Annotated in this window: 12 protein-coding genes and 1 pseudogene; 6 read left to right on the forward strand and 7 right to left on the reverse strand. The window is 43.6% G+C overall.

Features of this window, described 5'->3' with window-relative positions; translation table 11 throughout:
* Positions 1 to 369 precede the first annotated feature (369 nt).
* Positions 370 to 1,581 carry a DUF3103 domain-containing protein gene (locus tag AC3CKG_RS09460; RefSeq protein WP_488528249.1) on the forward strand — a complete coding sequence of 404 codons (1,212 nt, stop codon included), beginning with the start codon at positions 370 to 372 and terminating at the stop codon, positions 1,579 to 1,581.
* Positions 1,582 to 1,674: 93 nt separating this feature from the next.
* Here the strand turns inward: AC3CKG_RS09460 and AC3CKG_RS09465 are convergent, their stop codons facing one another.
* On the reverse strand, positions 1,675 to 1,992 hold the full coding sequence (locus AC3CKG_RS09465; RefSeq protein ID WP_372138325.1) for a Dabb family protein: 318 nt from the start codon (positions 1,990 to 1,992) through the stop codon (positions 1,675 to 1,677).
* A 214-nt stretch (positions 1,993 to 2,206) separates the two neighbouring features.
* A complete protein-coding gene (locus tag AC3CKG_RS09470) occupies positions 2,207 to 2,446 on the reverse strand; it encodes a VPA0252 family protein (RefSeq protein ID WP_065111198.1) in 240 nt (79 codons plus the stop codon).
* 277 nt (positions 2,447 to 2,723) lie between these two features.
* Between AC3CKG_RS09470 and AC3CKG_RS09475 the strand changes: the two genes are divergently transcribed.
* Entirely contained in the window at positions 2,724 to 3,608 is an 885-nt protein-coding gene (locus tag AC3CKG_RS09475) for a LysR substrate-binding domain-containing protein (RefSeq protein WP_488528250.1), read from the forward strand.
* Between the two features lie 83 nt (positions 3,609 to 3,691).
* On the opposite strand, the gene tnaA is transcribed toward AC3CKG_RS09475, so the two are convergent.
* The 3 genes from tnaA to AC3CKG_RS09490 form a co-directional block, all read right to left on the reverse strand.
* Positions 3,692 to 5,164, reverse strand: coding sequence for a tryptophanase (gene tnaA, locus AC3CKG_RS09480; protein ID WP_488528251.1), 1,473 nt, complete (start codon positions 5,162 to 5,164; stop codon positions 3,692 to 3,694).
* A gap of 829 nt (positions 5,165 to 5,993) precedes the next feature.
* Positions 5,994 to 7,667, reverse strand: coding sequence for a GTPase family protein (locus tag AC3CKG_RS09485; RefSeq protein ID WP_488528252.1), 1,674 nt, complete (start codon positions 7,665 to 7,667; stop codon positions 5,994 to 5,996).
* Complete coding sequence (locus AC3CKG_RS09490; RefSeq protein WP_488528253.1) at positions 7,654 to 8,766, reverse strand: YcjF family protein; 1,113 nt, start codon at positions 8,764 to 8,766, stop codon at positions 7,654 to 7,656. The genes AC3CKG_RS09485 and AC3CKG_RS09490 overlap by 14 nt, the downstream gene beginning before the upstream one ends.
* A gap of 285 nt (positions 8,767 to 9,051) precedes the next feature.
* On the opposite strand from AC3CKG_RS09490, the gene AC3CKG_RS09495 reads away from it, so the two are divergent.
* Positions 9,052 to 9,561: a peptide-methionine (S)-S-oxide reductase gene (locus tag AC3CKG_RS09495; RefSeq protein WP_102543502.1), complete on the forward strand. Its 510-nt coding sequence runs from the start codon at positions 9,052 to 9,054 to the stop codon at positions 9,559 to 9,561.
* A gap of 126 nt (positions 9,562 to 9,687) precedes the next feature.
* On the opposite strand, the gene AC3CKG_RS09500 is transcribed toward AC3CKG_RS09495, so the two are convergent.
* Complete coding sequence (locus tag AC3CKG_RS09500) at positions 9,688 to 11,304, reverse strand: polysaccharide lyase 6 family protein (RefSeq protein ID WP_488528254.1); 1,617 nt, start codon at positions 11,302 to 11,304, stop codon at positions 9,688 to 9,690.
* Positions 11,305 to 11,389: 85 nt separating this feature from the next.
* Positions 11,390 to 13,162: a sodium:solute symporter family transporter gene (locus tag AC3CKG_RS09505; RefSeq protein WP_065104081.1), complete on the reverse strand. Its 1,773-nt coding sequence runs from the start codon at positions 13,160 to 13,162 to the stop codon at positions 11,390 to 11,392.
* 510 nt (positions 13,163 to 13,672) lie between these two features.
* Here AC3CKG_RS09505 and AC3CKG_RS09510 point away from each other — a divergent pair.
* From AC3CKG_RS09510 to AC3CKG_RS09520, 3 genes and pseudogenes are all read left to right on the forward strand, one after another.
* Positions 13,673 to 14,285 (forward strand): annotated as a pseudogene (locus tag AC3CKG_RS09510) (toxin-antitoxin system YwqK family antitoxin).
* A 350-nt stretch (positions 14,286 to 14,635) separates the two neighbouring features.
* Complete coding sequence (locus tag AC3CKG_RS09515; RefSeq protein WP_488528255.1) at positions 14,636 to 16,189, forward strand: methyl-accepting chemotaxis protein; 1,554 nt, start codon at positions 14,636 to 14,638, stop codon at positions 16,187 to 16,189.
* A gap of 852 nt (positions 16,190 to 17,041) precedes the next feature.
* Positions 17,042 to 17,767, forward strand: a complete 726-nt coding sequence (locus tag AC3CKG_RS09520) for an oligogalacturonate-specific porin KdgM family protein (protein ID WP_488528256.1) — start codon at positions 17,042 to 17,044, stop codon at positions 17,765 to 17,767.
* Positions 17,768 to 17,836 lie beyond the last annotated feature (69 nt).

The raw sequence follows: 17,836 nt of genomic DNA on the forward strand, positions 1-17,836 counted from the left end.
GGAATAGCCATTAAACGCGCAATTTGAAATTCTAAGTATTAATAACCGCGAATCGATCAAGCCTGCCCATCATGAGCAGGCTTTCTTTTTGCCTACAGATACGATGTTGTGGAGTAAACACCGAATGTACTCATAACAAATACAAAGGAGTTAATTATATTGCAGAACCCCTTATTGATTGGTTTATAAATTTGCATATATCAAGCCAGTGCCAACTTAATATTTTATAAATTATTTAAATTGAGATCCTGTGCTGTACAACGAGATAAAAATGACTGACTAAGTTTTGAACACATTCACGTTGCTGATAGGTTTTATCCTGTAGGGCAAATGCTCTATTAATGATAAAAACTAAAATAAGGATTATTTATGAGACCATCTTTTTCTATCAGTATGGTACTTGCAACGACAGTGGTTGGCTTCCAGTCTTATGCACAAAATATTGAGACAACAGATTCATTAGGTATTGCAGAAAGTAGCGCAGTGCAAAAGCAATCTCTGGCGTTGCAGATCAGTGCCCGCTACTCCGATCTTGAGCTTTCTTTAAAAGACCAGATAACAGAAAAGCAACTGTCTACACCGATAGACAAGCTTAACTCAGCCAAGCCCTACTCCGCGTTTTCAAGCAAGATGCAGAAAGCCGACCTTAGCTACCGTAAGATGAAAGGGGTCAACGACTTCAGTGACTCTTTGCTAGAGATTCGCATGGCCGATGAAGCGATGATTGAAGCTTGGAAGAACGGTGAGAGCCCGCTGTTTGCCTTCGAACCATCAGGCGATGATTCAAATTGGCAATACATTGAAGCCTATGATGTGTATGGGCAGGTTCACGAACTAGACGTGTACCAAACGCCAGACGTTCCCGTATTTGTCATTGATAGTAACGGCGCAGAAGAACTCAAAGCAGGCCTAATGGCAATGCAGAGCGAGATGCAGAAACTAGGCACCACCACGCAAATCAATAGCGATAGCAAAACTGACGCCAATACCCCCAAAATTCAGAAACAAACATTCTTAGGCAAAGCGACTCGCTCAATGACGATGTCTGAACCTGAAGAATTGAACACCACCCAATTATCTAAGATTCGTTTGGCCATTGATAGAGAACCGTGGATCTCTGGCAAAGCTGAAATCTACGCTATTGTCACTGGGGTTGATTCAAGCCGTATAGAGCCACAGATCGACCTCGTTGAGATGCCTTATCTGGATTACGACAAACAAACTTATTACCCAAATCAAACCGTCATTTTCTGGCCTCGTTACCGCTGGGGCGCTGCCGATATGATCTTGATGGAGCACGACGATGGTACTGACTATAAAGCGTTAGCAAAACTATTGGTTCAAGCCGCTGAAGAGATACTGAAGATGATTCCTGATCCAGAAGTTCAGGGGTATGCGATTATCCCTCAGATCACAGGCAAGATTATCGACGTAATTCCTGATGGCGTATTAGTGAATGATGATGACTTCGTGGACGTGTATTACACCTTAATGCAAAACACTCCTTATGTTGATCGCCCAGGCGCTGGCGGTAATGCGGTAGCTTCGTTCACCCCTGTTACGATTTCACCGACAGAGTAAATCGTTTCTTATTTAATTAGGGCTTAGTCACATAAGCCCTAACTCTTCATTATCGAAGGTGAGTAAAACATAAGAGACATACTGAGAAGCTGATTACAGGGAGTAATCGAACACGATGATGTCATCTAACAAAGGACGAAATACATCTTTCAGCGCATCATGCTCTGGGTGCGGAAGATAGTTTTGACGCCCCGCTTCATCTGCGAACGTCATTAAAACGGAATGGGTATAACCTTGGTTCTTGTTTTCTGGGCTGTCATTTAGCCCCCACTCGACTGAAGTCACGCCTTCAACCTTACTTGGCATCGCTTCAAACAGTCCTTTCAGCTTCTCTATTTCAGAAGCTTCAGCCTCTTCTTTAAACTTAATCAGCAAAATATGACGAATCATTCCCGTTTCTTTTCGAGTCATTCCTAGTCCTTTTCGAGTCTTCGTTTGCTTGTGTGTCATTCGAGCCCACATCAAGTCGTGAGTTAACGTTAATAGAACCACAAAATGCCACACGTTACACACCATGCCAAGGCTAGATCACTAGAGTTTATAAAATATTCCAAATCCCAAAACGAAAAATGCCGCACCCAAGGGCGCAGCATTTCTCATGACAATGGTAAGCACATCTTTAACGTTAATCACGACGACCTGTAAGCTGGATCGCTTGATCTTGATCTACGTTCTTTTGGAATTGGATTCCGCCGTTAGACGCTTCATTTCTTCCTTCCAGTGTTAAGTCAGATTCAACACGCTCAGCCTTTACTTGATTACCTTCGCTTCTTGTCATGTCGATAGTACCTGTATACGTACCATCGGCAGCAAATGCAGTATTCATTGAAAGCGCCATCAAGCCTAATGCGATTAGTTTTTTCATACGTCACCTCTTATTGTTTTAATTCTTGTTGTTTGGTTAGTGTGTTGCTTTGTTGAGGTAACTTTAACAACCCGATGTTGTGCACTCGAGGAAAACCAAGATTTACAAAATAGAAATCGCTCACAATCAATACAGTTTTAAATCAATGTAATAGTCACATTTTGACGCTGTTCTGTCTTAACTAGAGACTCTCAAGACTATGATACTAAGGTCAGATGTTTTTCTTTCGTGTAACTAACGCGAGAGCTCATCCTTATCAACTCAATTCGGAGTGCTTGTGGACTTCAATTTAGATATCCAAAATATCTTGGTCATCAAACGTATGTACGAACTTCGTCATGTTGGTTTGGTCGCAGAGTCATTGGGCAAAACGGCAGGGGCAATCAGTAAAAACTTGTCTAAGTTAAAGGTTCAGCTCGACGATCCCTTGTTCATTCAAACCAAACAAGGTTTCGAACCTACTTCATTCGTAGAAGCCAATATCGCTAATTTTGAGCAGATTCTGAGTAGTGTAGAAGCGATAAAGCATCAAGAGTTTTCCCCTGAAACTTACCAAGGCGATATCAAAATCTACGCGAATACGCTGTTTTGGGAACGTTTTGGATCCAAACTCTACTTCGCTCTCAGTAAAGAAGCCCCGAATGCTCACTACTCATTCCTGCGATGGGGAAGCAATGCTAGAAACCAACTCATAGACGGCGAAGAGGCGATAGCGGTGCACTACTTTGATGAAACCTTACCGCAGTCGATTTCTCAAATGGATTTCGGAAAAGGAAAAGTGGTGTTCTTTGTAAGAGACGATCACCCAGCGAAAGACTTTGAGTCGCTCGCCAACTATCCGACGGTTCTATTTAAAACGCCTGGATGGAATGACAATAAGTACCCAATTCTGGAGCGTCTCAGAAACATTGGCTTTGAAATAAACCCTAGAGCAGAAATCGATCACCCAGCGATGATTCACGATATCATGCTCAATTCAGACTATTTTGGGATTACGCTCAGTGGCAGCGTACCAGATGGATGTCGAAGTATTGATTTGCCAGAAAAACTGACTATCGATGTCAGCTATGTAATGAGCTGTCGTCGCTCACAGAAAGACGCGCCTTTGAATCAATGGCTATTACAAATTCTGAAATCCGCTCTGAAAAACAAGCAAGCGTAGATCAACCGATAACGGCTTTATGATCGAAAAAAGGCTCCTTAAAGGAGCCTTTTGATTAGTGACTATTCGCTTATGTTTTTATTTTAAAATGCTTCTTCGAGCGTTTGTTCATTCTTTTTTCCTGCTTGTTTCTCGCTTATTTCTACCTCTTTCAAACGCGCCGTAAAGTGTCTTAACACAGGCGGTTCATAGGTAAAGTCGAGCCCTTTCACTTTGCCTGCGTTCTCTTTCACCTTTTCGAACGCTTCAATAATGAAATCCATGTGGGTTTGTGTGTAAGTCGCGCGTGGAATGGTTAAGCGCAATAATTCTGCAGGGCATGGATGTTGCTCGCCCGTTGCAGGATCACGACCTTGCAGTAAAGAACCAATCTCAACCGCTCTAATGCCCGCCACTTTGTACAGTTCACACGCCAACGCATGTGCGGGGAATTGGCCTGCTGGAATATGAGGAAGCAGTTTACCCGCATCCACAAACGCGGCATGACCACCCGCTTGCTGACACACGATGCCCATCGCTTCTAAGCCATCAACAAGGTATTGAACCTGACCAATGCGGTATTCCAACCAATCTTGACGCATGCCGTCATAAAGGCCAACCGCAAGGCGCTCCATCGCGCCGCCTTCTAACCCACCATAAGTTGGGAAACCCTCTTGAACGACACACAGGGTTCGACAATCTGTGTACACATCCATGAAAGAGTCATCTTTGAAGCACAACAAGCCACCCATTTGTACCATCGCGTCTTTCTTGGCCGACATAGCCAAACCATCCGCGTATTTGTAAGACTCACGAGTGATCTGTTCGATTGTCCAATCTTGATAACCGACTTCACGCTGCTGAATGAAGTAAGCATTTTCAGCGTAGCGTGCAGAATCCATAATTACTGGGATATCGTACTTCTGTGCGATTTCATACACGGCTTTAAGGTTGGCAATAGAGACAGGTTGTCCACCAGCCGAGTTACAGGTAATGGTGCTCACAATATAAGGAACATTAGCCGCGCCTGCTTCTAAGATAGCTTCTTCCAGTTTCACCACATCGAAGTTGCCTTTGAAATCAGCGTTCACTGAAGTATCAAATGCTTCTTTGGTATAAACGTTTTTCGCCACACAGCAATTCACTTGGGTGTGACCTTGTGTTGTATCAAAGAAGTAGTTCGACAGCGCGACCATTTTGCTTCGGTCGAGCCCTTTCTCCATTTCGCGCTTCTTAATCAGAACAGGAATGTAAATCTGCTCTGCACCGCGCCCTTGGTGTGTTGGAATCGTCAACTCGTAGCCGAAGATATCTTTCACCGCATTCGATAGTGCATAGTAACTGCGACTGCCGCTGTAAGCTTCATCGCCCATCAACATCGCGGCTTGCATACGTTGAGTAATTGAACCGGTTCCGCTGTCGGTCAATAAATCGATGAACACATCATCACTGTCGAGTAGAAACGGGTTCATGCCCGCTTCGACAATGGCTTGCTCACGATAAGCACGAGTTGTTCTTTTTACTGGCTCTACAACGCGAATACGAAACGGTTCTGGTAGATGTTTGAAGTTTTCCATAATAGTACCTTTCAATAAATTCAGCCTAAATCGAAAAAGCCAAATCCATTATTTTTAGATATCACGAGTCATCACCATTAATTTAATTTCACGCATAATCACTATCGTGATGATTACGATTAAAATTAATAGCTATAAATAAATTATTTAATCAATGACGTATTGATTAGGATCCAGTTAATAATGACTAAGAGATAAAGAACCACATGCATAACAACACAAATAACGGCCACATGAGCTACGACATATCTTAAAGAAAGAATTAACAGGATTGGGCAAAGCTCAAGGGCTCTGCTGGCGCGTGACGCCTAGAGGGTACTACTCTGAAGAAAGGTGGAACGAGAGTTGGTGATCTAAAGTATACCAAGCTAACAAGGTTAGCCATGTTGTTGATTGCCATTTCAGATACATGTTCACAATATATCCCTACGTTGAAATCAAGGTGATCCGAAATTTAAATATAGTGCAATTGTTTTATAAATACAGCGAAAGAAAGTATAAATGTGATCAATATTTAGAATGAAAATTAAATACCATAGCGTGTTATATAAACTGTGAATACCATCATTTTATATACTATTAAACTAGTTCGCGAGTTAAACAAACATCGATAAATAACTGTAGTGGTAAATAACGGTAGTCCTAAATAACAGTAATGAAAAACAGTTGCGGCAATAAGTGTTCAATAATAAGTAATGGTAGATTAAAACAAGCTCTGATAACCACTGAGTTCCGTTAACTCATCGTCATCTTTAGCCTCATCAGAGCTTGATTACTATTGTTATTGTTATTGTTATTGTTTTGCCATCGCTATTGCCATTAAATCAGGTTACTTCTTCTTAACCACTTGTTTAATCGCCATTTCAGCTAACTTTGGAGTCGCGGCTTTCAGCGCACTTGGTGCAACCTTTTTACCAGCTTTTACTGCTTTGTTCAGCTGTCCTTTAACCGACGTCCCTCTTTTCATTGCTTCAAAACGTTGGCGATTTCTCTGAACGTTATTTGCGTCAGCGATGCGTTCGAGCAACGCTTGCCTTAAAGTATCTAAACCAAATTCCGCCTTTTCTGGAGCAATCGCCAGCGGCAAAGCAATGTCCGGCTGTAACAGTGTTTGATTATATTCGAGCGCTTGAGCAATGATCTTTGCTTTGGCCGATCTTGGGTTCTCTAAGTCATACGGAGGTTGCCACTCATCTACAGGCTTTAACCTATCCACTTGATTCACAACCGACACCACAATCGGCTTCTTGCGCGAGATGTTATTAGGATCGTCATAGAAAGCATCAAATCGATCTTTCAACTGCTTATCCAAATCACGTGCAGACTGATTGGCTTTAAGTACCCACAGCACCACATCGGCTTGAGTCATCTCTTTAAGCATCTGCGCTTCGGTTTTAGCATTACCATCAAGCCCTTGCAGATCAACCACTCGAACGTCATTGTCGTCGACAAACGCGTTGTATACGGTTAAAGTGTCGGTTGATGGTAGAACATCGACCTCGGCAACCAGCTCTTGCTTAAGCGCATTAATCAGTGAGGATTTACCTGAACTTGTTTGCCCCACCAGCACAATTCGCACAGGCTCTAATTCTGGTGCAAAACGTTTCTCGTCGACTTCAGACACATCAGATGCTTTTAATGCTTCATCTTCAATGCTGAATCGCCCGCTATAAAGATCAATCGCCACCGCGGCTACTTCATCGAGTAAGGCCTGTTTGGCGGCGTATTGCATGTCATCGACCACGCCTTTGGTCATGGAAGATGTCGCTTGCTCTCGACCTAAATCGGAAATCACCTTCAATGGATTCAAATACAGGTTTTTAAGGTGGTTGCCCCAGATAGCCGCCTTGAAGATCTTCTGCCCTAGCTCACCGTATTTGTCATAGGCTTCGTAGCCCGCTTTGATGTAGGAAACCTTGAGATATTCGATACCCGGAATGTGTTCTTTCACCACCAACTTGTAGCGGCGGCTGACTTCTTCAAAAAGTTTGAGCCCTTCAGGGATGGAGAAATCGAGCGATTTCTTATCAAACTTTTTGGCGACAAACTCAAGCACCTCTAAACCGGTTTGGTCGAGGTTACCCCACTCTATCTCGACCATTAATTGTTGGCGTACATAGTGTTTCGAATCGTTCCAAATCGACAGCTCCGCTTGAGACCATTCATCAGACGCTTTGACCATCGCATCATTGACCAACGCACCATCAGTGTCAGCAGTCTTAGGCGAAGATTCGGTTTCACCCTCGCTCGCTGGGTTTGCAGACTTATCGCTATAAGTTGGCTCGCGAGAAGAGCGGCTAGAGATGAATAAAGGAATGGTGAACACCAAGGTACTCACCGCTATAGCAATCGACATTTCCAACAAATAGCCGTATTTAACCGCCAAGAAGACACCAAAACCCATCATGATAATGCTTGGGAAGATCGCCGAAATCAGCGCAATGCCCCAACGTCCACTAGACAGAACGGCCAATAATCGAAATAGGTTTCTAATTTTCTTCATAGCCCGACGCCGCCTTACCTTTTTTCAGGGATTCTTTGTAGATTTTTTGCATCTCTTTTTCAGAGACTTCTTCGCCTTTGTTCTTATGATAGAAGTAAAAACACGCCGCGCGACCTAAACCATAAGAGGTTCCGAAACTCATTGCCGCTGCTGCCACCGCGCCTACCGTTTGGCCATAAACCGGAATCAGCTTTATCAGCTGTCGAGTGCCCAATTTCATACCGTATTGCAACGCAAAGCTGCTTCCCAAAGTGCCTATCAACTCGCTAAACACTCTCTTGTTCCATTCGACACCATATTGGTTCGCTAAACTATGGAGCATTTTCGCTTGGATCGCAGGTACAGACACCAAGCCAACACCCGGAATAAGGTCGCTCGCCGCGGCGCTTCCTGCATACCAAAGCACTTCATTTTCTACTTGATCAAAGTTGGCTTCTTCTTGAGTTGAATGTTCTTTGTCTACCACCATCATGCCGATAACAGGAAGGATGTTGGTCAGCTTTTCTAACAAAACGTCATAGTTATAAATTGAGCCACTGTTATTGCTCAAATCATCCGTTTCAAAATCCACCGCGACGGATTCAAAGCTCTTACCCCAAACCGTTTCTACTTGGTTGATGTTGAACAGAACCTGTCTTGCTCGGTCGGTCTCACTCGAAGACAACACCGCCGTATGAACAAGCAGCAAGTGCTTAATTTTCTTTTCCTTCTTAATCTGTTTCAGAGCAGCAAGTACCGAGGATTGTTCAGGTTCATCGGCTTTCATCACCACGACTAACGCATTACCTGCCTGACCAATCTCTTCTAGGTCTTCTTTCGCATCGTAATTCGCTTCACCCAAACCTCGGGTATCGAGAAAGCGCATCACCGGTTTGTCTTGCGGAAACTCATACGACATCGCCGTCATGGTACATGGCGCAAATCCATTGCCGACTTCAACAGAAGAGTCACCCGTGACCGCTTGAATAAACGATGACTTGCCCGCGCCCGTTTTACCCAACAACCACAAGGTCGGAAGATGCGTGCGCTGATATTCATGAGCCTGAGTCAGATCGGGATTCTTGCTCGGATTGATGAAGTCTTTTATTTGATCAAACATGGTTAGACTAACTCTCACTTGATGTTGAGATTCGGGTTGGTGACAAGGCGCGATGACTTATATAATCACATCATCGCATTTTACTTAAGTTGTTCAGTGGCGCGTTTGTTCAGTGTCACTGTTTTACAATGCTTAAGCGCTTGTTTTTATGAGCCTGTTTTATATACGGTTCTATCACGTATTTAAGCCTGCTCCAAGCTATTGATATGCATGTAGCCATAGTTACCTCGGCGGTCTATTCACAATGAGTCGCCAGCAACAAACACAGAGAGCTCAAAAAGAAGTATGGAACAAATTTATTTAGCAGGCGGATGCTTGTGGGGCGTGCAAGAGTTCATTAAATATGTACCCGGAGTGATCAGTACAGAAGCCGGTCGTGCCAATGGTAGCGCCCAGCCAACAGAAAACGAGACAACACAAAGTGATGAGACCCAAAACGCTTATGATGGTTACGCAGAGTGTGTCCAGATTGAGTTTGATCCGAGCATCACGTCAGTCACGGTTTTGATGGAGCATCTGTTTGAGATCATCGACCCATACAGCGTAAACAAACAAGGGGTTGATGTGGGCGAGAAATACCGCACGGGTGTATACAGCACTAACGCCCTGCACTTATCAAAAGCTGCGAACTACATTGCCTCTCGTGAGGACGCAGACCGAATCGCACTCGAGATATTGCCGTTAACTCACTATGTCGCGAGTGATGAGATCCACCAGCATCACCTAAGCCAATATCCTGAGGATCACCACTTATGCAATATCCCTTGGGATCTGCTGCATAAGTACAAATCCTAGGCTTGAGCTTCCACCTAGCCGCTAAGATATTTAGCCTAGAATCTAGAACCTAAAAAGCCCCAGAACGCTGACACGATCTGGGGCTCGTTTTTGTCGTTGCCAGTTAAAAACTGACTTTATGCCACATTACTTCTTGGTATTTTCAAGCACATAATTTGGACCCGCTGTTTCAGCCGTGACAACTGCAAGTTTAGACACGTCTGCACCTTCGCCTTGGTAAGCGTTGATGCCGTTCTCAACCGTCATTTTTGGTAGTTCAACCGAGTAGCTTTCGATCAGTTCAGAATCCGTCACTTGACCCACGTAAGTTTCGTCTGTGTAGGTTGTGCCGACTAATGGGAAGTCATGAGTTGCGCGAACACTGACAAACTCAGGTGATTGTGAGTTATCAACCACATTGTGTTTGAACGCCACATCCACACCTGCGTAAATACCTTCAACTTCTGCGTTGTTGAATAGACTTACACGGTGGCTTTGGTTGCCGTATACAATGCCCCACTCAGTATCAACGAGAGAGTTATTCTCAATCGTGATGTTTTTCGGCGTCCATTGCTTATTCAGCTCTTTGCCCTTCACTGACTGATCTAACTGCTCGCCATTCGCTACATCGATAATGCCGGTGTTAATAACGATACCGCCACGCAGGTCAGCGTTACCTTCAATCACACCATCGCGACCACGAGTATTCGCAATGTAGTTGTTACGAATCACATGGTCTTCATCGTAGATACGCATACCGCCAGTTAGGCGTTTCTCGTTACCCAAAATCATGTTGTTCTCAACCGTATTGCCTTTACCGTGACGCAGTGAAATCAGTGCCGCGCTTTGGAAGATGGTGTTACCTGCAATCGTGTTGTCACCCGACTTAATAGAGATAAGCTCGCGCTCGCCATCCATATCGATCATTAGGTTGTTTACGAACTTAGAGCTTGAATCCCACTGTGAAGATTTAGAATCGCCGATGCGAATCGCTTCCCAGCTGTTGCCGTTGTAACGAATCGCTTCTTTGATATCGAATTCATTAAACTGGTTCGGTTTCTGGTCCATGAAGATGTTATTTGCGATCAGGTGGTTATCCGGTGTGTCATCTTTTTGAACACCGATCAAAGTGCCGCGCTTCTGCTTACCTTCGAAACGGTTGTTGATCACTTTACCGTCTTTGCCCCATAGCGAAACCCAAAGGTACTTTGGATACTCAGAACGACGCTCGTCTGGCTCGTACGTGTAATCGTGGTTGAAGTAGTAGAACGTTGAGTTTTGCAGCGTGTTGCCATTACCCATCATACGTACTGCACCAAAGCGTTCGTTAGGGCCACCTTCGGTAAATACCAAGCCATCAAGCGTGATGTCATCGCCTTTTAGCTCGAACTGAATCAAGCCAGTGATCCACGCAGAACCTGCTTGCTCTGCCTTAATGGTGATATCACTCGCCGTGATAGTGACTTGACCTAAGTTCGCGTATTTACCGTTAGGGATAACAACTTCGTCGCCATCTTTTAGGTTTTCAAATTGTGCTTTAAGCGCGGCCACTTGCTCTTCTGATGCAACGTCTAAGGTGTCGCCATCAACTTCAGTTAGGCGGTCACTGCTCAATAGGTAACTACGGTCGATTTCGCTGATAGCAGGCGCAGCTTGTTCAGCGATACTGACTACTGAAGCTGTTTTTTCTTGTGTTGTACAGCCTGTTGCAAAAGCGAGCGTGAACGCGCTAATAATGCTTACCGATAATAGTTTTTTGTTCATCGTACATCTCACGTTAAATATTGGATTATAAAAATGACGACCACCCATTCAGGTGGTCGTGATGTTATTTTGGATGCGTATTGAATTAGCCTTCGGCTGGAGTCACTTCGTCTTGTTGCTCGACTTTGTCATCGACCGCTTTAACAAGTAACAGACCGACAGAGAACACAATCAAGCCACACAGAACGAATACCATGCGTCCCCACATTGGGTTTGGCAGTACAAACATGGTCATTACGCCCACACCCGCTACCGCGATAAGTGAACCCAACATACGACGTTGCTTGTTATCCAGTTTCTTCTGTTCATTACTTTCAGCAACTAATGGTGTCGCTAGGTTGTTGAAGAACTTGTCGACATCTTTCTCACGGTGTTCCGGTAATGGTTTGTAGAACAGTGTTGAAAGAACAAAGAAGCCAGCTGTAAATACGATGTGACCGATAAGGCCGATAGCCACTTTCAGGTCAGCCCACTCACGACCCGTTAGCTCATTTAGACCGAACCAGTTTTGGATCATGTCAGCAGTGATAACGAAACCAACGAAGTAAGAAACCACACCACCTACAACTAGCGTGCCCCAACCTGCCCAATCCGGTGTTTTACGGATGAAGAAGCCACAGAATGCTGGAATCGTCATTGGGAAGCCGATCAATGCGCCCACATACATCATGGTGTCGAAAAGGCTCAGACCTTTAAGAGAGTTGATGAACAGAGCAACCAAGATGATTGCGATACCGAAGAAGGTAGACGTTAGCTTAGAAACAACCATTAGCTCTTTCTCTGTCGCTTTAGGGCGAAGAATCGGCTCGTAGAAGTTCTTAACGAAGATGCCTGAGTTACGGTTTAGACCAGAATCCATTGAAGACATCGTTGCTGCAAACATAGCGGCAATCAGAAGGCCAACCATACCAACTGGCATGTACTCTTGAACGAAGTAAAGGTAAGCGAAGTCAGCGGCTTTACTGCCTGCTTCTGGGTAAGCTGCTGCTAAATCAACACCTTGACCCGCCATGAACCAAGAAGGCATGAACCAAATGATTGGACCAAGCGTCATCAGTACACAAGCAAGGAGTGCTGCTTTACGTGCGTTGTTTGAATCTTTCGCAGCAAGGTAGCGGTAAGAGTTCAACATGTTATTGGTAATGCTGAACTGCTTTAAGAAAATGAACACAGCCCAAATGCTAAAGATGCTTAGGTAGTTAAGGTTGTCACCCGTAATGAACGAGTCCGTTGGGAAGTCGCTAATGATTTGAGTAACACCGCCACCGTGGTAAACCGCAACCACAGCACACGTCACCGTTACTGCCATGATGATAACCATCTGCATAAAGTCAGATGCGATTACCGCCCAAGAGCCGCCCGTTACCGACATTATCAGTACGACAAGGCCTGTTAGGATGATCGTGGTTGTCATGTCGAAACCAAAGATCCCTGATGCGATGATCGCAAGGCCGTTCAACCAGATACCCGCAGAAATAACGCTGTTTGGCATACCCGACCAAGTAAACACTTGCTCATTCACCTTACCAAAACGCATACGAATCGCTTCAATTACCGTCACAACACGCAGTTGGCGGAACTTCGGAGCAAAATAGAGGTAGTTCATTAAGTAACCGAATGCGTTAGCGATGAAGATAATCGCTACGGCAAAACCATCGGTAAAGGCTTTACCTGCGGCACCCGTAAATGTCCACGCACTGAACTGGGTCATAAATGCAGTTGCACCTACCATCCACCACAACATGTTACCTCCCCCACGGAAGTAATCACTTGTCGTACTTGTAAACGTTCGGAACATCCACCCTATCGCAATTAAGAATAGGAAGTAGATGCCAACTATCAGGGTATTGAGTTCCATCTTTAGACCTTTTATTTATGTTTTTTTGTTGAGGTCACTATAGATAGATGGCAAGCATATTTGTACTACAATAACCCAAATGCGTGACAGTGATCTTACAGTCTGACACTCAATTAATCATACAAGTGATCGAGTTCAAAGTTGCACCACCTAGGAGCGCAATTCCTCAAGTCAGTGCAGTCATCCGCACTAAATTTCGACCAAAACCCCGAAAAACATGAACAAAGTCTCTAAAAACCAAAGAATGCTCGTTAAAAATTATTATTCGTCACGATCAAAGCTCAAATGCGAACAACAAAAAAATCGTTAGATATAATTTATAAAAATGAATCAAACCGACACATTTGTAGTACAAATAAGATTGGATATTTGCTTTTAAAAGTTCCCTATATTAGGTAGCCAATAATGAAAACTTGAAAACCACTATTAGATACTGACAGGGATACACGGAAGTGAAATGCTTTTAACACACCCGTTACAGTTTCTCTCGTCCATTAAAAAGGTGTCATTATGAAGAAATACGTTCCAATCTTAATTGCTCTTAGTGCGGTATCTTCTATGAGCTATGCAGCAACACCACGTGAAGATGCTGTTGACTACTTACAGATGCGTAAAGGCGTGGCTTACCAAGTAAACCATTCAAAACCCTTTACTGGTCAATTTGAAGAGAAGTTTGATAACGGCCAAGTCGCGACCCAAGCTCAGTTTGCTGACGGCCAAGAATCTAGGGTTAGAAACTAACTGGTATCCGAATGGCCAAGTTGCCTCTAAAGTGAATTACGTTAAAGGTGAACTACAAGGCAAGGCAGAAACCTGGTATCCAAACGGACAGAAAAAAGCAGAACTCAATTATAAAGACAATGAACTATCAGGCACCGCCTCTCGTTGGTATCCCAATGGTGAACAAAGCCTGACCGCTGAATACAGCGACGGACAAAAAGATGGTTTGGTAACGGACTACTACCCTAACGGTAATAAGGCAAGCCAAGCGAAGTTCGATGAAGGTGAAGTCGCGAACGGAAAACTAACTCGCTGGAATACTAACGGTGACAAGGTTGAAGAACTGACCTTTAAAGACCACAAAATCACGTCTAAACAGGTGTGGATGCCGACAGAAAGCTAAATACAAACGGATGAGTGCTCGTGTTACAAAGCACAAGTACTCATCTTCTTTAATCTCAAGTAAGCACTGTGCTCTCCATTAACAAGATCTATTGACCTAATCTCCCCCTCCCTCCTTTTCCTCTCCCTTTATGTCCAAAACAATCACTAATAACAAAATAATCACCAATAGCCATTGAAAATAATAAATATTTAACTTGCGCACAACCTTTCCATAAAATACTGTAAGCAAACGTTTCCGTTGCGAGTCAGATCTCAATTACCGACCTCGTAAGCTATCTACACGCAAATAAGAGAAACACGATTCCAAATACGTTGTTGAGTCATATTGTTCTGCTTTGGTGCCCGCCTATGAAAATTAAAACCTCCCTCTTTAGCCTAACTTGTTTATCCATTGTGTCTTTGTTGGTTGTTGTGTCATTCACTGAACTGGCCAACCTGAAATTGATCAAACTTGAAAAAACGCTGATCAAAGTAAAGTCGCTCGAAGTCTCTATGCTTCAGCTCAATAGAACCGAATTAGAGTTTCTAATAAGCCATGAGAAAGCACTCAAGCCGGTATTCGCCAAAGAGTACTCTCACTTTCAACAATTGATGGGGAACTTTTCCGGCCTGCTCACAGAGTCTGACATTGCAGTCCCAGAGCTAGAAAAACTGACACTTGAAGTGAAACAATACGACAAAGACTTCTCTTTGATGGTGGATGCGACTGATCGAAATCCGGCAAAGGTCGCGGAACTGAAATCAGAAATGAAGATGCTGTTTGAAGACATCATCTCAATATTCATCAGCCTTGAAGGCCGCTTAGAACAGCAGGTCGAATCAATTCAACAAACCATTACGACCTTTATTATTGGTTCCATTGTTACCGTCGCAGCATTACTAATGGCACTATCTTTTGGCATTTCATCTCGTGTCGCAAAGAAAATAGCCTCGTTAAACTCAACCATGTTGTTGGTATCGCAGCAACGTGACTTTACCGTAAGAGCCGACGACAGCGGAACGGACGAAATAGCCGATATCGCAAGGGCGTTTAATACCGTACTCGCTGATATTCGTCAGTTGGTCGGCCAAGTTCAGGGCTCTATTCAAGAGTTAGGCAACATATCTAACCAGCTTCAGCACGATGGAATGGAAGTTGAGAGTGCTTTAAACAAACAGCAGCAACAAACCGAAAATATTGCGACCGCGATAAACCAGATGGGCAGCAATATTCAAAATGTGGCCACCAACAGTGAAAATGCCTCATCCAATGCACAAACCAGTTTCACCACGGCGAATGATGGCCTGAACGACGTAGCATTCACCAGAGACACCATCAATACGCTTTCGACTGATCTCGTCAGTGCGAGTGAAGAAGTGAACCGCCTCTCTGTTCATTCCGAGAAAATTAATACGGTTTTAGAAGTGATTAAAGGCATTGCAGATCAAACCAACCTACTTGCTCTGAATGCAGCGATAGAAGCGGCGCGTGCTGGCGAACAAGGTCGTGGCTTTGCGGTGGTTGCGGATGAGGTAAGAACCCTAGCGGGCAGAACTCAGCTTTCAACCGAAGAGATTTCAACGATTATTAAAGGCGTTCAAGACCAGACCCAAACGGTAGTGAATACCATTCAAAACTGTTGTGAGAAAGGCAACAGCAGTGTCGACTCTTGTGAGAAGGCACATTCAAGAATCACATCGGTTATCGCGGACATGGAAACCATTCTAAATAACAGTTTGGAAGTGGCGAATGCAATGAAGGAGCAAAGTGAAGTTACGTCAGAGATCATCGAAAACGTAGATGCCATTAAACAGCTGACACTGACGAATGTAACGAGCGCTTCAAAAAACGCAGCTTCTGCCACGTCTGTGGTAAAGCAAACGGATTCACTTGAACGTGCTGTCATCAACCTAAAAGCCTAGCTCTTAAGCCGTGGTTTACACACTTATTGAGCCTCAAACGACTCTCTACTCAAATTTCAGATAAAAAAACGCTCATGTTGCCTGTATCAACATGAGCGCAAGGGCAGATCTTCGACTACCATCCCCTACCTTTCTTAACGAAAGCAGAAGTTATAATTAGAATAGTTGGGAGCAATAATCAAAATGCTTTCGCAAGCACTTCAACGATTTCTTCTTTATCGCAAGTTAGAACAACGAGTAACTATTCGAACCCTGTTCATTCCTATCAAGTTCATACTTATATAGCAGGCTATGTCACTGCCTTGCCTACTACATTTCAAACCATCTCTATTGAGCTTTAAATCACCTCAAGTAATTGCCTCATGCTCTTAAAGCGGTTGGATTTAATCCAATTAGCTTCGAGACCATTCTTACTTATTCGGCTTTGCACTGTCAGTGCATCCAATCAACACAGCAAAGTTATGTGTTGCTATAGAAAGTTAGTAAATAATAATGTATTACAAATAAAAATGATATATAAAGGTTCAATTTTTTGCTGTAGCGCACATTTATTGACGAACAAAACCATTAAGGACCATCACCTACAAACCAATAAACAACTAAAAATCATTAACTTACTGTGATATCTCAACTTTGTAACCCTTTGTAAACAGTGGTTTTGTCATTACAACACGATCTAATTCACAGATCATCACGCCTCGGATCGTTACCATATTTGTATTATTTAAATGCAAAACAAATTTGAAATAACCAAGAAATAATTTCGAAAACAAAATGCATTGAAGACAAGAACTACTCTATTTGGCTTGTAATTATGGCCAATACTCAACCTATAAATATGGAACTAATACCATGAATAAAACTAAAATCGTGATTGCTGTGGCATCTGTACTCGCTGCTGGCTCTGTATCTGCTGCGTCTTTCGATATGAGACACGAATACAAGAGTCATACAGATCAACACGCTACTCGTGTAAAACTTGGCGATAGCATTGGCAACTTCCTTGTAGATATCGAAGCGAAATTCAAGGGAGAAGACGGTAAATTCATGGAAGATTTGAAGAACAATGGTTGGGAACTTGGTCTAAATTACCGTCATGTACTAAACGATAACTGGACAATGACTTACGGTATGCCAATTGAAGGTCGTGAATCTGGCGTTACATACAAACCTCAAGTTCGTGCAACATACAAAGTGGATAGCGTTGATGGCCTAAGCCTAAGTGCTCGTTACCGTTACGATATGAGACAGAACACGAGCACAACTGAGTACCAGCTCGACGATGATGGTGACATTGTCGGTGTTGAGAAAAACATTGATAACCAACGCCGCCACCGTCTAACGGCAAACGTTAACTACTCAATGGAAAACTGGCGCTTTGGTCTAGAAGGTAACTACTACAAAGCGGATGGATATGACATCTACGACAACGACGATACCAACTACGAGTTGAACGCTAGTATTCGCCACATGATGGGTCAATGGGCACCGTATGTAGAATTTGGTGATGTGAGCACTTCATCAACAAAAGCAACTCGTGAACTACGTAGCCGTGTTGGTCTAACTTACAGCTTCTAAGCCGCACGCTACGTGAAAAATCTAAGATAATTACTGTCCTAATTTTCTAAGACCTAACCAAAAGCCAGC

Source organism: Vibrio sp. QJM3NY_15 (assembly GCF_057785995.1).